Annotated in this window: 18 protein-coding genes and 1 other annotated feature (1 of these 19 only partly in view); of the genes, 6 read left to right on the forward strand and 12 right to left on the reverse strand. The window is 36.3% G+C overall.

Going from position 1 to position 14,648, the window contains the following annotated elements:
* Positions 1 to 234 (forward strand) — a binding site (T-box leader) (it extends 6 nt beyond the left edge of the window).
* Positions 235 to 319: 85 nt separating this feature from the next.
* Positions 320 to 1,891: a 2-isopropylmalate synthase gene (locus MHB44_RS21300; protein ID WP_341300785.1), complete on the forward strand. Its 1,572-nt coding sequence runs from the start codon at positions 320 to 322 to the stop codon at positions 1,889 to 1,891.
* A 95-nt stretch (positions 1,892 to 1,986) separates the two neighbouring features.
* Here MHB44_RS21300 and MHB44_RS21305 read toward each other — a convergent pair whose 3' ends face one another.
* From MHB44_RS21305 to MHB44_RS21320, 4 genes are all read right to left on the reverse strand, one after another.
* Positions 1,987 to 2,646 (reverse strand): HAD hydrolase-like protein, encoded by a 660-nt coding sequence (locus MHB44_RS21305; RefSeq protein ID WP_341300786.1) that lies wholly within the window; start codon positions 2,644 to 2,646, stop codon positions 1,987 to 1,989.
* Between the two features lie 194 nt (positions 2,647 to 2,840).
* Positions 2,841 to 3,599 carry an ABC transporter permease gene (locus MHB44_RS21310; protein ID WP_341300787.1) on the reverse strand — a complete coding sequence of 253 codons (759 nt, stop codon included), beginning with the start codon at positions 3,597 to 3,599 and terminating at the stop codon, positions 2,841 to 2,843.
* Positions 3,596 to 4,312 carry an ATP-binding cassette domain-containing protein gene (locus MHB44_RS21315; RefSeq protein WP_341300788.1) on the reverse strand — a complete coding sequence of 239 codons (717 nt, stop codon included), beginning with the start codon at positions 4,310 to 4,312 and terminating at the stop codon, positions 3,596 to 3,598. The genes MHB44_RS21310 and MHB44_RS21315 overlap by 4 nt, the downstream gene beginning before the upstream one ends.
* 210 nt (positions 4,313 to 4,522) lie before the next feature.
* Positions 4,523 to 4,732, reverse strand: coding sequence for a helix-turn-helix transcriptional regulator (locus MHB44_RS21320; protein WP_341300789.1), 210 nt, complete (start codon positions 4,730 to 4,732; stop codon positions 4,523 to 4,525).
* Between the two features lie 282 nt (positions 4,733 to 5,014).
* Between MHB44_RS21320 and MHB44_RS21325 the strand changes: the two genes are divergently transcribed.
* From MHB44_RS21325 to rpmG, 3 genes are all read left to right on the forward strand, one after another.
* A complete protein-coding gene (locus tag MHB44_RS21325) occupies positions 5,015 to 6,097 on the forward strand; it encodes a 3-oxoacyl-[acyl-carrier-protein] synthase III C-terminal domain-containing protein (protein WP_341300790.1) in 1,083 nt (360 codons plus the stop codon).
* A gap of 1 nt (position 6,098) precedes the next feature.
* A complete protein-coding gene (locus MHB44_RS21330; protein WP_341300791.1) occupies positions 6,099 to 6,641 on the forward strand; it encodes an isoprenylcysteine carboxyl methyltransferase family protein in 543 nt (180 codons plus the stop codon).
* 101 nt (positions 6,642 to 6,742) lie between these two features.
* A complete protein-coding gene (rpmG, locus tag MHB44_RS21335) occupies positions 6,743 to 6,892 on the forward strand; it encodes a 50S ribosomal protein L33 (protein ID WP_053481849.1) in 150 nt (49 codons plus the stop codon).
* 98 nt (positions 6,893 to 6,990) lie between these two features.
* Here the strand turns inward: rpmG and MHB44_RS21340 are convergent, their stop codons facing one another.
* The 4 genes from MHB44_RS21340 to MHB44_RS21355 all read right to left on the reverse strand — a co-directional run bounded on the left by MHB44_RS21340 (position 6,991) and on the right by MHB44_RS21355 (position 9,289).
* On the reverse strand, positions 6,991 to 7,722 hold the full coding sequence (locus tag MHB44_RS21340; protein WP_341300792.1) for a hypothetical protein: 732 nt from the start codon (positions 7,720 to 7,722) through the stop codon (positions 6,991 to 6,993).
* A gap of 11 nt (positions 7,723 to 7,733) precedes the next feature.
* Positions 7,734 to 7,994 carry a hypothetical protein gene (locus MHB44_RS21345; protein WP_341300793.1) on the reverse strand — a complete coding sequence of 87 codons (261 nt, stop codon included), beginning with the start codon at positions 7,992 to 7,994 and terminating at the stop codon, positions 7,734 to 7,736.
* The gene (locus tag MHB44_RS21350) at positions 7,987 to 8,559 is read right to left on the reverse strand and encodes a hypothetical protein (protein WP_341300794.1); all 573 of its coding nucleotides are present in this window, start codon (positions 8,557 to 8,559) and stop codon (positions 7,987 to 7,989) included. Before MHB44_RS21350 ends, MHB44_RS21345 begins: the two co-directional genes overlap by 8 nt.
* A 91-nt stretch (positions 8,560 to 8,650) precedes the next feature.
* Positions 8,651 to 9,289: a hypothetical protein gene (locus tag MHB44_RS21355; protein ID WP_053996849.1), complete on the reverse strand. Its 639-nt coding sequence runs from the start codon at positions 9,287 to 9,289 to the stop codon at positions 8,651 to 8,653.
* Between the two features lie 189 nt (positions 9,290 to 9,478).
* On the opposite strand from MHB44_RS21355, the gene MHB44_RS21360 reads away from it, so the two are divergent.
* Both MHB44_RS21360 and MHB44_RS21365 read left to right on the forward strand, forming a co-directional pair.
* Complete coding sequence (locus MHB44_RS21360; protein WP_341300795.1) at positions 9,479 to 10,474, forward strand: hypothetical protein; 996 nt, start codon at positions 9,479 to 9,481, stop codon at positions 10,472 to 10,474.
* 283 nt (positions 10,475 to 10,757) lie between these two features.
* On the forward strand, positions 10,758 to 11,378 hold the full coding sequence (locus tag MHB44_RS21365) for an exosporium glycoprotein BclB-related protein (RefSeq protein WP_341300796.1): 621 nt from the start codon (positions 10,758 to 10,760) through the stop codon (positions 11,376 to 11,378).
* Between the two features lie 61 nt (positions 11,379 to 11,439).
* Here MHB44_RS21365 and MHB44_RS21370 read toward each other — a convergent pair whose 3' ends face one another.
* From MHB44_RS21370 to MHB44_RS21385, 4 genes are all read right to left on the reverse strand, one after another.
* Positions 11,440 to 11,952, reverse strand: coding sequence for a YfiT family bacillithiol transferase (locus MHB44_RS21370; RefSeq protein WP_341300797.1), 513 nt, complete (start codon positions 11,950 to 11,952; stop codon positions 11,440 to 11,442).
* Between the two features lie 214 nt (positions 11,953 to 12,166).
* Positions 12,167 to 12,646, reverse strand: coding sequence for a hypothetical protein (locus tag MHB44_RS21375; RefSeq protein ID WP_341300798.1), 480 nt, complete (start codon positions 12,644 to 12,646; stop codon positions 12,167 to 12,169).
* A gap of 49 nt (positions 12,647 to 12,695) precedes the next feature.
* Positions 12,696 to 12,869: a hypothetical protein gene (locus MHB44_RS21380; protein ID WP_341300799.1), complete on the reverse strand. Its 174-nt coding sequence runs from the start codon at positions 12,867 to 12,869 to the stop codon at positions 12,696 to 12,698.
* A gap of 108 nt (positions 12,870 to 12,977) precedes the next feature.
* Positions 12,978 to 14,543: a BCCT family transporter gene (locus MHB44_RS21385; protein ID WP_341300800.1), complete on the reverse strand. Its 1,566-nt coding sequence runs from the start codon at positions 14,541 to 14,543 to the stop codon at positions 12,978 to 12,980.
* Positions 14,544 to 14,648: the final 105 nt, after the last annotated feature.

The raw sequence follows: 14,648 nt of genomic DNA on the forward strand, positions 1-14,648 counted from the left end.
GCCAAGATTGGAAATAGTAAAAGTGTTTGTGTACTTGTAGAGAGCCGATGGTTGGTGGAAATCGGTAGACACACATTTTGAACTCGTCCATGAGCTACTCCCTGAACAGTAGTTAGTAAGGGATGTCGGTTTCCTCCGTTAACAGGATAGACAGTGATAGCTGTCGATAAGAGGACTTTTTCTGCAAAGAAAGGTCAATTAGAGTGGTACCGCGAGCAAAAACTCGTCTCTATTTTTAAAATAGAGACGGGTTTTTTTATGATTATTTGGCCTACGTGTAACCTTAGATACTGATAACTACAAAAGGAGTGTTTGAATAATGGGAAGAAAAATTTGGGTGTTTGATACAACTTTACGTGATGGCGAGCAAGTCCCTGGTGCAAAGCTGAATTTATATGAAAAAGTAGAGATTGCACAGCAACTTAAAAAATTAGGTGTAGATATTATCGAAGCTGGTTTCCCTGCTTCATCACAAGGTGATTTTGATGCGGTCAAAGCTGTAGCTGAAAAGGTTGGTAATACAAGCGACATTATGATTACAGCATTAGCACGTGCTGTAAAAGCCGATATTGATTCTGTTTATAATGCTGTAAAATATGCTGAAAACCCTATGATTCATATGGTACTTGGAACATCCGATATCCATGTAGAGAAAAAATTCAGCAAATCTAAGGATCAAATTTTACAAATTGGTGTAGATGCTGTGAAATACGCTAAAACACTACTACCACAAGTACAATATTCTACAGAGGATGCATCTCGTTCGGACTTTGAATATCTTTGGAAAACAATTGAAGCCGTGATGAAGGCTGGCGCAACGATGATTAACGTTCCTGATACAGTTGGTTTTGCAGAGCCAGAGGAATTTGGAGCAATGATCTATAAATTAAATGATCGTATGAAAAACCTAGACGATAGCGTTCTTCTTAGCGTTCACTGTCACAATGACCTTGGTATGGCAACAGCTAATACACTTGCAGCTATTAAAAACGGTGCAGATAAAGTGGAATGTACAATTAATGGTATTGGTGAACGTGCAGGAAATGCGGCATTAGAGGAAGTTGTGATGGCACTAAAAACTCGTGGCTCTGTCTACAATGCAGAAACACGTATTAATACAAAGGAAATTATGAATACTTCTCGTCTTGTTTCTAGCTTTATGGGCTTAGATGTTCAGGTAAATAAAGCAATTACAGGGGACAATGCTTTTGCCCATTCATCTGGTATCCATCAGGACGGCTTACTAAAATCTCGTGATGCTTATGAAATTGTGCATCCAGAAGATGTAGGACTTGATGATATGGAGCTAGTACTAACTGCTCGTTCTGGACGTCATGCCGTGAAAAATGCACTTGAAAAATTAGGGTTTTCTAATCTTTCTACAGATGAATTTGAAGGAATCTTTGATGGCTTCCTAAAACTAGCGGATGCAAAGAAGGAAGTATACGATCACGATCTATATGTCATTGTTGAAAGCTATTACGAAAAACACGATGCCACTAATAAGAATGCCACACATTACAGTGACCAATTCTTTGATTTCGATGATCTACAAGTCGTCAGCAATGCAAGCTTCCCTTCTGCAAGCGTAAAAATTCGTAAGGGCAGTGAAACATTTAAAGCAAGTGCTGTCGGCTCTGGCCCGATTGATGCGCTTTATTCAGCGATTGCTGAGATTACAAATATTGATGTTAAACTAGTGGAATATAATATCAATAGTGTTTCACGCGGCAAGGAAGCTCTTGGTAAAGTAAAAATTACGATTGAGCACGAGGGCGAAAAATATATCGCAAAAGCAGCCGATACAGATATTTTAAAGGCAAGTGCGCTAGCTTATATTAACGCTGTCAACAGCATCATCGTAGCAAAATTAACACCTGTTATGAATTAAGATAAGATAAAGCAGTATGGTCTACAAATCCATACTGCTTTTTTAAATATTGGTCAATAAAAGTGAAAAGTTGGTCAATAAATATAAGTTTTTAGTCAATAAACTTTTCCATCTAGCTGTATCTTTAATAATGCTGCTAAATCATCAATCACAACATCTGCCTTTTTTAGCTCTTTATCCTGTGCAAAATCGAAGCGAACGCCTATTGAAAGAAGCTGGTTGTCGTGGGCAGCCTGAATATCTGAGGCACGATCTCCTACTACTGCCCCATACTGTATGTTGTTTTCTTCAATCACTCGTTTAACCAAGTCCGATTTATGCCCGCTCGCAATGGATTGAATACTATACACTCCCTTAATAAAACGCTCTAGCTGATAAGTTTCAACAATTGCTTGTAAATATTCAACCTGCCCATTACTCGCTATGTATAAAGGACAGCCTTGTGCTAATGCTGCAAGAGTTTGTTCAGCATGCGGATACAATGCACCTTTATGATTGCGTATTTGTTCAATTAGCTTTACATGAAATAACTTATTGCTTTCCTCACGTATCTCCAATGAATGCATAGGACACAAGGTTTCCCAAACAACTGGCAAGGGAACACCCATAATTTCCCGATATTTTTCAATCGGTGTATCGCCCTGCCATAAGCTCTTTACACGCAATACATCAAACGTAGCAGCCAATGCTGGCTCTAAAATAAGATTCGTTTGAAATAAAGTCCCATCCATATCAAAAATAAAAGCTTTTACCATGAAATCACTCCTTGATTAGATATTAAAAAACTTCATATGAAATTTTTCTTCTTATTTAATAATCCAAGCGATATGTGTATAGAAGTAAAACATTGTCGGAGACTTGAAATAAAAAGCACTCCATTATCTAAAAAAGAGGGCCTATCTATATAGCTTGCTTTTCTCCCTCTTCATTACCACGCTCTTTCAATGCTTTACTTTAAATATCGAAAGGTTCTTTTTGAAATTATAAATAATAGCATAAATAAGGCTAAAAGAATAACTAAATAACTTGTTAACTTCATCCACGGAGTTTCAGCTAGTCCTAAAATATGCTGCAATGTATCATTTAAAAATAGCATTGGGTTCCAGATTAAAAACTTATAATAATTTTGTGGATCATTACCGCTTAGTGATACAAATAAATCTGTCATGGTAACCGAAAATAGTAAAATTAACATTAATGGTACTAACATACTTGTTGCAGTTTTTCCGTTTGGAAATAACGATGATAGTAAATAGTTAATGGGATATAATGCAAAGAATGTAAAGTTGGAAATTAATAAAATACGCCCCATATCCATTAATTCAAGTGTCGTAATTGTACTGAATGCTAATAAAATAATCGTTAAAAATACATTTAATATCATTAAAATGCCTATTCCTAAGCCCACGAAATACTCATAATACTTAATATTTGTTTTATCTAGCCATTCAAAAACCCGCTCATTCCTCTTATCTGTTAAATAAACAGTACCTCCAGAAAATACCACAGACAAAATAGTGAATAATATGCTAGAAGTAAGAAATTGACCACGAATCATAAAATCAAGTGTTTCTGAACCGATAGAAGCTGCATTTTTTACAAATATAGATACCACAAAAAACATGATGGCAGGTAATAGAATACCAATAAAAGCTCCAGAGTTTCGAAGTGTTTCCTTTAAATAAATCTTAGTAATCATTAAAGTCATTTATTTAACACCAGCCTTTTTCCAGTCACTGCATAAAATAGGTCTTCGATACTAAAATTATCTGTTGTTTTATATTTATTTAATAATTTTTCCAAATGATCAGATTCCTTTATAACCCCATCATCTAATATCGAAATCGTCTCAAATAATTCTTCATATTCATTTACTTCATGGCTAATTATCAATATAATTTTCTCTTTTTCTTTTACATAATGAGTTAAAAATGAACGGAGATCTTTTTTCTTCTTTAAGTCTAAATCTGCAAATGGCTCATCCAAAATAATAATGGGTTTATTAAGTAGAAAAGTGATAAAAATTGAGACAGCTTTTTTCATACCACCAGAAGCATTTTTGATTAGGGTTTTTTCGAATTTTTTGAGGTCCAACAAATTATAGAGATCTGGATTAAAATCGTATTGTTCTATCGTTTTTTTAAAGAGCTCGATAACCTCTTTAATTTTTAGATACTGAAAGGCTTCAAAATTTTGATATTGAATGGCACAATCGACTTTATTTTTTTGTTCAGTCTTTAGATAAACTTGACCAGAATCTACAGGTAATTTACCTTCAATAATCTTTGTTAATGTAGTTTTTCCTGCACCATTTTCACCCAGTAATAAATGGCATCCATTTGACGGAAAATCCAAATTCACACTTTTTAGGACAGTTTGATTATTAAAACTCTTACTAATGTTTTCTAGGATTAAATTCATTGATATTTAGCCCTCCTCTAAAAAATTTTTTCCCGTCTACTTTGTTGAATCTCTGTAAAATATTCTATTAATCAATTACGCCCCAGCGTAATTGCGTCTGCATTCAGTAAGCATTTGGACATCCACTGAAGAGATTTTACAAGCCACCGTTTTTCGCCCCACAAAATGCCTCTAACATTAAACCAGCTAATCCTAAATATTGAGCCAAATTCATACTTCATTACTACCTTTCTCAAAAATAAATACTTCCTCAATTGTTAGCTTAAATAACCGGGCGATCTTATAGGCAAGCTCTAATGAAGGCTTATAACGACCATTTCCAACAGAGATAATTGCTTGCCTTGAAACACCCAGTTTTTCAGATAGCTGTTCTTGTGTCCATCCAAAAGATGCTCTAAGCTCTTTTATACCATGTTCCATATGTCACTACCCTTAAAGTAAAGTTAACTTTACATAAAGCATACTTTACTATCAGCTAATTGTAAAGTTAACTTTACATAAATTATTTGAATGCAGATGATGGGATTGTATAAATTTCGATATTCTATAATATAGCCCATATAACATAATCTATTTTCTGTAATAACCATAACTTCCCTTATTCAAATCGGCGCTGAAATCTCCTGTAAATTTATATAAGCATGTATCCACTATCTTCCTGCATACAATGAACAAGACCACTAATTGCGAGGAGATGTTGAATTGCCGAAAATCACTTCTATTAGCACATATCAACCACCTTACACATTACAACAGGCAAATGCAGAGGAATTAACAAAGGAGCTTTTTTATGCAAAAATGCCAAAACTAGAGCGCTACTTAAAGGTTTTTGAAAACGGTGGTATTGACACACGCCATTTTTGTGTGCCACCAGAATGGCATCGTACGAATCACTCCTTTGAAGAACGCAATGATTTATATATTGAATTAGCAACACAATATAGTGTGAACGTTATTCAGGCATGCTTAGAAAACAAAGCCTTTTTATCTTCACCCGTTTCACCCCAAGACATTGATGCCATTATTTTTGTTAGCAGCACAGGAATTTCAACACCTAGCATTGATGCACGTATTATGAACAAACTTGTCTTTTCAGATCGACTTAAACGCATCCCGCTATGGGGTCTTGGGTGTGCTGGTGGCGCAGCTGGTGTAAGCAGGGCCTATGACTTTTGTCAAGCGCATCCTCATGCAAAGGTGCTTGTTGTTTGTGTCGAGTTATGTAGTCTCACTTTTCAGCCAAATGATTTTTCAAAAAGTAATTTAATTGGTGCTTCACTTTTTGCAGACGGGGCTGCATGTCTACTCGTTTGTGGAGATGAGGTCGCCATCGAAACCAGCAAACCAGTACCAACTATTTTTGCTACAGGCTCTAAATGGATGCCAGATTCAGAAAATGTAATGGGTTGGAACATTAAAAATAATGGCCTTCATGTTATCTTTCAGAAAAGTATCCCTGCTATTATTACCAATTGGCTTGGACCATTCATTGAACAATTTTTAATGGAACAAAATCTCTACAGTGAACAGCTTACTCATTTTATCGCTCATCCTGGAGGAAAAAAGGTTTTAAAAGCCTATGAAGACACCCTTTATCTTTCTTCCCAAAAAACCGACATTTCTCGGGAAATATTACGTCATCATGGGAATATGTCATCCCCAACAGTTTTATATGTATTAGAGCAATTTATGTTACATGAAGGAAAAGTGGAGGATACAGGCTTACTCGTTGCTCTTGGTCCGGGTTTTTGTGCAGAAGCTGTATTATTAAAATGGAGGGAGTAACATGATCTTCTATCTGATTATGATGCTTGTCATTCTACAAAGATTGACAGAGGTTGTCATTGCTAAACGTAATGAAAGGTGGATGCGCTCACAAGGAGCCTATGAGGTAGGAGCCTCTCACTATCCTTATATGGTTACAATGCATATCAGTTTTTTCTTGTTTTTAATGATTGAAGTGGTGACGAATAATAATGGTGTATCGCCCTTATTTCCATTATTTTTTATTTTATTTTTAGCTGTGCAAGCCTTAAGAATTTGGTGTATTCGTTCATTGGGGAATTTTTGGAATACAAAAATTCTTATATTACCTGACACACAAGTTGTGCGTAAAGGACCCTATGCCTATATGCGTCATCCTAATTATGCTGTTGTTTGTTTGGAAATTTTGCTACTGCCTCTTATGTTTCAGGCCTATTTTACAGCATTTTGTTTTACACTCTTAAATATTACAATGCTGTCTGTACGAATACCTATCGAAGAACAAGCATTGCGAGATGCGACAAATTATAACCATGTATTTCAAAAGAAGATTTCGGAATCTTAACCGAAATCTTTTTAATATCTGTAAAAATAAACTTGACAATGTAGCAAGAAAAATATATATTTTAAATCGTAATCATTACTATTTATTTAGGAGGTTCTATTATGCGTGTACAAGTAACATTAGCCTGCACTGAAACAGGTGATAAAAACTATATAACAACAAAAAACAAACGGACAAATCCAGAAAGATTAGAGTTAAAAAAATACTCTCCTCGTTTAAAACGAGTGACACTGCATCGAGAAACAAAATAAGAATCTCTATTTTTTGAGCAGGTTTCCCCACTGGAGCAATAAAAATAACTGTTTCAAAAGTTTGTAAGATACTTTTGAAACAGTCTTTATAAATTTTACTATATCTGCTCTCTATTGATTTCCAAAGTTAGCTCGTTTAACTTTTTGTCTAATGCATCAAGCATACGTAAGCGATCGTCTATTTGCTTATTAAAGCTAATAATTTGTACGCCAGTGGATTGCTTTTGAGCATCCACTATTTTATTGGATAATTTCTCAATTTCCTGATTTTTTTGCGTTAGCTCTTGCACTAAATGCTGATAAAGGCTGTCCGAATGAGCTTGCTCCATCGATGATTTTTCAATTGCTTGTATAATGTTCTCTATTTGTCTACCCGTTGCTATTGTAAAATCACTTAATTTTTTATCTACCCCTTCCATTACCACCTTATAGCTTACCTCTTTCTTTAGTGATAATAGCTTTTTATTCGCCTCCTTTATGCTTTCTTTTAATACTTTATTGTCAGCTCTCAACTCGTCTAATTCCTTTAATAGCGACTCTATGGATGTAATTTGTTTTTTTCTTTGTAATTCTCGCCTTTGTATGTCTTCATGATAGGCTTGTCGTTCCTTTTCATAGTCCCTTGTCAATTTTAATAGCTCTATGGAAAGGTCTTTTTTCAGTTTTGTTAAATGGACATTTTCCCGCTCAAGCCGCAGTATTAATTCATAATAATCACTATCTCTAAGCCGTTTTACCTCATTTTTATATTTGGCTAATTCCGCTCTTAAAAAAATAATCATTTGTTGGAGCTGTATAGGATCATTGTTTTTAACAACTTCACTGTCCACCCCTGCACCTCCTAGCTTGAATAGTTTTTCAGTAAATGAATCACCTCTTCAAACTGTGCTTTACTATCCGCTAATATTTTATCAAGCTGCTGTACTAGCCTTGCCTCCGATGCGGGCTGTTCATTGCTAGTAGTTTCTTCTGAAATAAGATAGGCAATTAATAGATTTAGCGTGCTTTTTTCGAGAAATGCAAAACTATTATCTTGCCCATTGCGACGATTGAGCTGCTCCTTTATCAATTGATGAATTGCATGCTTTTGAACATCACTCATTGTCCCCCTCCTGTGTCTGACCAATTCCATTGAGATTAATAGGATTTAAGACAGCAACACCATCTGTTAGCTGATCGCAATATGTAAAGCCCATAATAGTGCCTGAATACGATAAATTATGGGACCATTTTATTTGAAAATTGGTAAATGACAGAGTTTCATTTTGTTCGAGAATTGTTTTTCCTACTGGTCTCAGCCAATATTGTTCTTTGCTCAATTTATCATTGAAACGCTCCCAATGCTGTTGCCCCTGTGTTTTTAAATTAGGCGTAAAATTTTCATGCACATATCGCCCAGAAAAATAAAATGGTGAATCCTTAGGTAGCTGAATACATACAGAGAGGTTTGTAATAGGTTCACTGCCAATATTACGAATATGATAGGAACCTAAACATAAACTTTCTTGTTCAGAATCATAGGAAATATTAAATGCGGAGGTAAAATAGCTAATGAGATTAACCTTATTTGGCATCTTTAGCCCTTCTACCAGCGTTTTAATTTCACGCATATAGGCATTTGTTTGTTGTTGCAACTCATGTATTTTGTCTTCCACAGGTGTTATCACCTCATGCCTCCTTGATATCATTATTTTTCATAAAAAAAAGAGAGGATTACCCTCTCTTCATCATATGACGTTCCTTGATATGTTAGCACTATTAACCGCCATTTGGGAAAATAACGGAGCATTGTTTTGGACGAACCGCAGTTGGACATGAGAATGGTAAATCTGCTCTTGGTTCGCAGAATGTTGCTAAAAATTCTACAGTAACCGGGAATGTAGATTGAATACTTTGACAAACAGCAACAGTAATTGTTAACGCAGAAAACGTAATTGCACCTGCTGTAGGTGTAAGTGTTCCAGTTGTACATACGAAGCAATCTAAATCTGTATATAAAATTTCTACATCTGTACCTTTAGGTGCACATAATGTCACCTGCTCACAGCGAGAAACTGGAATTTCTGCACTTGTGAAAACAGTGCCGCTTGGTAAAGTAACGACAATCGTTAAAATGAAGTTCTTTTGAATATTTAAGTGTTGCAGACATACTGTTGACCCATCAATAGAGAACTGGCGATTCTCACGATTCAGGATCACGATTGGATTTGTAGGGGCTGGAATTACTCTACATGTAACAACCGCACCTGTTAAATCAGTACCTGGCGTTACACCTGGGAACGTAATTGAGCCTGTTGGAGAAATATCAAATGACATTTCCTTTACAATCCAGTCATACACCTTGTCAACATTTATACAAATTAGTTCCTGCGCCTGGGATGGCATATTCTCCTGCATCCTTTTGACACCTCCATAAAATTTTTATCTTTCGTTTGTAGCATATGTTTTTTCGCTCTAAGTGCATGGGCTAATAAATAATTACAGTTGTTTTTTATGGCACTAAAATATGTGAAAGGGCAGGTATATTTGTAACAGAAAGGCAATATTTTTAATAAGATAGTAGTGGACTGAAAGGAGTGACATGCAATGAAAGATTCAAAACTGTACTCCATACAAGAGCTTGAGGAATTAAAACAGCGAATTGAAACCTATAGGGAAGCATTAACCTCTTTGAAAACAGAAACTTCTATTGAAGATTATCTGTATATGAAAAATGAATTTGATGGATTAAAGGCACACACAGTACATTTAGAGAACTTAACAGAAACAATAGACGATAAACAAAATTCACAGATTAAAGGCTATGAGGAGCAAATTCAGCTACTAACCTCACAAGTTGGATCATTAAATCAAACGATTGAAGAAATGAATCGAGAAATCTTAACAGTTTTAAATAAATTACTAACACCTGAAACAACAGAAGCACAGAAAACGCCTAGTAAATCTTCCTCTACAATCCCTAATCTATTGCAAAGAAAGTCGATAATAACACAAGCAGCAAACCAAGCTTCTCTCCCACCTAAATCCAATGAACCTTCTTATAAAATGTTACAGGGTTTAGCGGGAAAAGCCACCAATACACAGTTAAATTTCACCAATCCTCCTCCTACTAGTCAAAATGAGCAACCTATGTATAGACCTGAAGAGCGCCATTTTAATCAGCAATACTTTCAATCCATCAATACACATCCAAGTCAAATTTATAATGGACTTTATCGCAACACCAACGTAGGATCAACATTCCATTTCAGAAATGCTGCTGAGGCACAAGAAATCCCTATTAATGATTTCATTCCTAACCCTGTCGTTCCTGCCCCTGTTCACCCCTCTTCTATTGATGAAGCACCAACAAAGGATGAGCCTGAAGAGCTTCTTGAATCTGTTAACCTTGAGCATACTAAAGAGATAGACAACCACATAGAATCTTCACCTGTCATAATAGAAGAACCAGAAGTTATTGAAGTTCATGATAACCCCATTCCAGAAACCAATGAACCTCCTGAGCCTATAAACGAGGCATTGGAAGAAGAAGCAAAAAAAGAAAAACATTCATTTCTTCATTTCTTTAAGAAGTGGAGTTGATAAAAAATGATCCAGTATGTATCAAATGCATATTGGATTTTTTTATGAATAATAATAGGAAGGTCGAAAAACAATTCATATAAGATAGAAGCACCTTACTATGTTTGATTTTTCATCTTGTACGAATCCTCAAATCCCTACTATAGTAGTAAGCATTTTATTTATGTAGAATAGTACCTCAATGGAACATTTTAAAATTTTTTAATATGCAGGATGGTATTAGATAATTGCCCTTAACCCTTTATCGAATCTGAATAGAATAATGAAGAAAGGGGGTGTAACAATGTGTTTAAATAATTCTATGTGTGGCTGTTCAGGAAATGGTAATGGCAACGGTGAATGTAGTGCACTAGGGCCTTTTATAGCGATTGATGCTGCATGTATTACTCCGCCTCAAGCAACTGGCTCAATCATTCCTTTCTCTTCTGGTATCACACCTGTTGTTTTAGCATCATTAGCAACTGGTTTAATTGACGCTCCTAGTCTGATCGGATTTGGTACAGCAGTTCCTGGTGTTGCAGTTCTAGGAAATACAATTGATTTATCAGGTGTTGTAACTGAAGCCTTCTCCGTTCCTCGTCCTGGTAATATTACAGCTATTTCTGCATCATTCTCTGCAACAATTGCTATTGCCTTACTTGGTACAACAACAGTAACTGCAACAGTATATCGCGCTCCTGCTGGTAGCACTGTGTTCACTGCAACAGCTGCAACAGTAAGTCTAGCTCCATCCTTTACAGGGGCTATCGCATTAGGCCAAACAGCATTCGCTTCTGCAAACGTACCACCAGTACCAGTTGTAACAGGTGACCGCTTATTAATGGTTTACTCCATCACAACTTCAGGTGTTGCTATTGCTCAAGTGTTAACAGGAACAGCAAGTGCAGGTATTACAATTGCATAATCCCTTAGAAAAGTAAATAAAATAGGCGACTTCTTTTTCAAGAAATCGCCTATTTCACACTTTACTGTGCTAAAGCATTTTGGATATGTGCAAGATGATGCTTACCATGCCATGCATATAGTCCAATTGCTTGTTCTAGTGTCGTCAGTCCGGAATCAGGATGATAAAACGTTCTTTGTAATTGTTCCTCGGTTAAGCTTGTTAGTAAATAAACCCAGCGTTCATGTAATTTTTCAATTAGTTTAAAAGAGGTTGCCACTGCCATTTCTGAATCTGGTAATTGTGCCCACAGTGCTTCATTGTATGGCTTAATCGTTGGTGCCTCCTCTGTTAGTGCTAGCTTAAAACGGATATAACTGTTCATATGACTATCAGCAATATGATGGACGAGCTGTGTAACCGTCCAGCCATGCTCACGGTAAGTTTTTGCTAGCGCCTGCTCACTTGCTCCACTTAATGCCTCTGCAAGCTGTCTTGGTAAAAGCCGAATATCCTCAATCCATTTCTTCACTTGCTGTAAAGTTACTTCTTCAGGAAATTGAAATTGTCCAATCGGGTATCGTACATCTGTCATAGCACTCGCCTCCGTTTTATTTTTATAGTATCAATTTAAGGTTTTTCTTGCTACTATTTTGAAAGATTGATATCTAATTACTCCTACAAATAGAGATTTTCCTAGGATCAGCCTTCTTTCTTACACTTAATTCCACCTGCGCAAATATTTCTAATAAACGTTAAAACCCTTCTCTTATAAGCCATATCGCTTACAAAACAAGGGCTATACCTAATTATTCGTGAATATCATAAATTAACGTATCAAAATATTCCCCATTCGTATACAGTAAAATAGCCCATTCTCCAGACTTTGGTACTTTCACACTTGAGGGTGCATGTGCATCTGCCCCATTATTTGGTCCACCTAATACTAGGCTCCATCCATTTGTTAAAATAGGCTGTACATCTTTTGAAGCTTTATGGTAACCAACAATCGTTAATTCCGTATTGTGCCCTTCCGTTCCCCAAAGATGCCACATCCATTTTTGTGTGCTTAAACTTGGCATATCCATACCGATAACACCTGATTTATTCACATTGCCAATCATTCCACTATCCTTAAATGCCACAGATCTACGTTGCCAATCAATGGATGTCAAATCACTTACCTGCACAAAATCAGGAATATCCGCTGGCAGAACGACTTCCTTTTTAGCGACACAGCCTACTACCAAAAGCAATATCAGGCATAACAGCACAAATCGTTTCATCATACCATCCCCACCTTACTTTCTTAATGAAACGATGGTTTTTATGCAATTGTTACAGTAATAATGATTTTTGAATAGCTTCAGCTAAAGGCTTCACAGGTTGGTGAATGCTTTGCCCAAACGCCCTCTCAAATTGCTGTGCTGCTTCCACCATTGAAAGCTGAGCAACTGAAATGGGCAGTTGCTTAGCTGATAAACGCTGCAAAGCTTGTATAATAGCATTCACCCTGCATAATCAGCTCAAAGGAACGCTCAATAACCTGTGGTGTAGCATTTTAAATAGGAAAGAGCTGATGGACAAGTCCAATCAAATCAGACTTCCCCATCAGCTCCTTCAATTTTTATTTTTTGCTTTCGCTTCCTTTTCAATATGTCTTCTTGCTATCTTCAAACGTTGAATATCCTTCTTCTTAACAGGAATAATTTCATTCTTCATCATTTTAATAAAAGCAATCATTAATAGCAGCAAAACTACTGTAAATGGTAAAGCAGCAATTAACGAGGCAGTTTGCAGTGCTTCAAGCCCGCCCGTATACAGTAACACGCCTGAAATGGCTGCCATCAATACACCCCAAATCAATTTTGACCACACGCTCGGATTTAATGAGCCTTTTGTCGTCATACTCGCCATAATAAACGTCGCTGAATCAGCAGATGTAATTAAAAATATAAGTATAAGCAAAATACCAAGTGCGGAGGCAATCATTGAAAGTGGCAGATGCTCTAGCATCTGAAATAGAGCAACTGTGACGTCATTACTTACTGTTTGTGCAATTTGAGTGTTTTTTTGTAAATCCAACCAAAGCGCTGTACCACCAAAGACAGCAATCCAAAAACAAGCAATTAAAGGGGGAATAATTAATACCCCTATAATAAATTCTCGAATCGTTCTGCCCTTTGATACGCGAGCGATAAAGGAACCTACAAAAGGGGACCAAGCAATCGCCCATGCCCAATAAAAGATTGTCCAATCCTTTACCCATGTTCCGCCTACATATGGCTGCATGCGAAGACTATATTGAATAAAATTTGAAATATAATCCCCTATTGCTAATGTAAAGGTTTCAAGTATAAAAACAGTTGGACCTGTAATAAATACAAATAACAGGAGGCTAATCGCTAAAACCATATTAACATTACTTAAAATTTTCATTCCCTTTTGCAAACCTGTAGTGGCAGACACCATATAGCCAACAAACATAATAGCAATAATCACTACTTGTAAAAGAAATGTATCAGGTAAACCAAAGACGAAACTCAAACCTCCGTTTGTTTGTAAAACGCCAAGACCAATAGAGGTGGCTACGCCCATGATTGTAGCAATTACAGCTAAAATATCCACTATGCCTTTTACAGTTCGATTTGTACCCGCTACTGGCTCTAATGCTGTAGAAATCAATAGATCTCGTTTTTTATTAAACTGCACATACGCCATAACAAGTCCAAGTATAGTATAAACAGACCACTGACTGATACCCCAATGAAAGAATGCATAACCCATTGCCAGCCTTGCAGCATCAGCGGTTAAGGATTCTGTGCTACTAAAAGGTGGCGAAAAATAATGGCTCATTGGCTCCGCTACACCCCAAAACACTAGACCAACCCCAAGTCCAGCTGAAAAAAGCATGGAGACCCATGTTAGAAAACTAAATTCTGGACGGCCTTCCTGTGACCCTAAACGAATCGTACCGTATTTGCTAATAGCTAGACCAAATAAAAAAATAACAATACTAAATACGGCTAATAAATAAAACCAACTAAAATAGTCAGTCGTCATGTGATATACGCTGTTTGCTACATTCTTAAATTGTTCTGGCATAATGGCTCCAATAACCACCACCAGTAAAATAAGCCCACTAGCAATAATAAATACTGGATTTTTAAAAATTCTATTATGCATACAGCGCCTCCGTTAATTCCAGACATAGCGATTACCAAATTTCCTTTATTATGTGTGTATTTGTGTAATTTATGTACAGCAAAACAGAGAATAGTAACCCGATGA

It is taken from the genome of Lysinibacillus sp. FSL H8-0500, assembly GCF_038051955.1.
GTDB lineage: Bacteria > Bacillota > Bacilli > Bacillales_A > Planococcaceae > Lysinibacillus > Lysinibacillus macroides.

Bases quoted from the DNA above. Each gene is read 5' to 3' on its own strand.
- MHB44_RS21300 (WP_341300785.1), top strand. From the start codon at position 320: ATGGGAAGAAAAATTTGGGTGTTTGATACAACTTTACGTGATGGCGAG.
- MHB44_RS21305 (WP_341300786.1), bottom strand. From the start codon at position 2,646: ATGGTAAAAGCTTTTATTTTTGATATGGATGGGACTTTATTTCAAACG.
- MHB44_RS21310 (WP_341300787.1), bottom strand. From the start codon at position 3,599: ATGACTTTAATGATTACTAAGATTTATTTAAAGGAAACACTTCGAAAC.
- MHB44_RS21315 (WP_341300788.1), bottom strand. From the start codon at position 4,312: ATGAATTTAATCCTAGAAAACATTAGTAAGAGTTTTAATAATCAAACT.
- MHB44_RS21320 (WP_341300789.1), bottom strand. From the start codon at position 4,732: ATGGAACATGGTATAAAAGAGCTTAGAGCATCTTTTGGATGGACACAA.
- MHB44_RS21330 (WP_341300791.1), top strand. From the start codon at position 6,099: ATGATCTTCTATCTGATTATGATGCTTGTCATTCTACAAAGATTGACA.
- rpmG (WP_053481849.1), top strand. From the start codon at position 6,743: ATGCGTGTACAAGTAACATTAGCCTGCACTGAAACAGGTGATAAAAAC.
- MHB44_RS21345 (WP_341300793.1), bottom strand. From the start codon at position 7,994: ATGAGTGATGTTCAAAAGCATGCAATTCATCAATTGATAAAGGAGCAG.
- MHB44_RS21355 (WP_053996849.1), bottom strand. From the start codon at position 9,289: ATGCAGGAGAATATGCCATCCCAGGCGCAGGAACTAATTTGTATAAAT.
- MHB44_RS21360 (WP_341300795.1), top strand. From the start codon at position 9,479: ATGAAAGATTCAAAACTGTACTCCATACAAGAGCTTGAGGAATTAAAA.
- MHB44_RS21365 (WP_341300796.1), top strand. From the start codon at position 10,758: ATGTGTTTAAATAATTCTATGTGTGGCTGTTCAGGAAATGGTAATGGC.
- MHB44_RS21370 (WP_341300797.1), bottom strand. From the start codon at position 11,952: ATGACAGATGTACGATACCCGATTGGACAATTTCAATTTCCTGAAGAA.
- MHB44_RS21375 (WP_341300798.1), bottom strand. From the start codon at position 12,646: ATGATGAAACGATTTGTGCTGTTATGCCTGATATTGCTTTTGGTAGTA.
- MHB44_RS21385 (WP_341300800.1), bottom strand. From the start codon at position 14,543: ATGCATAATAGAATTTTTAAAAATCCAGTATTTATTATTGCTAGTGGG.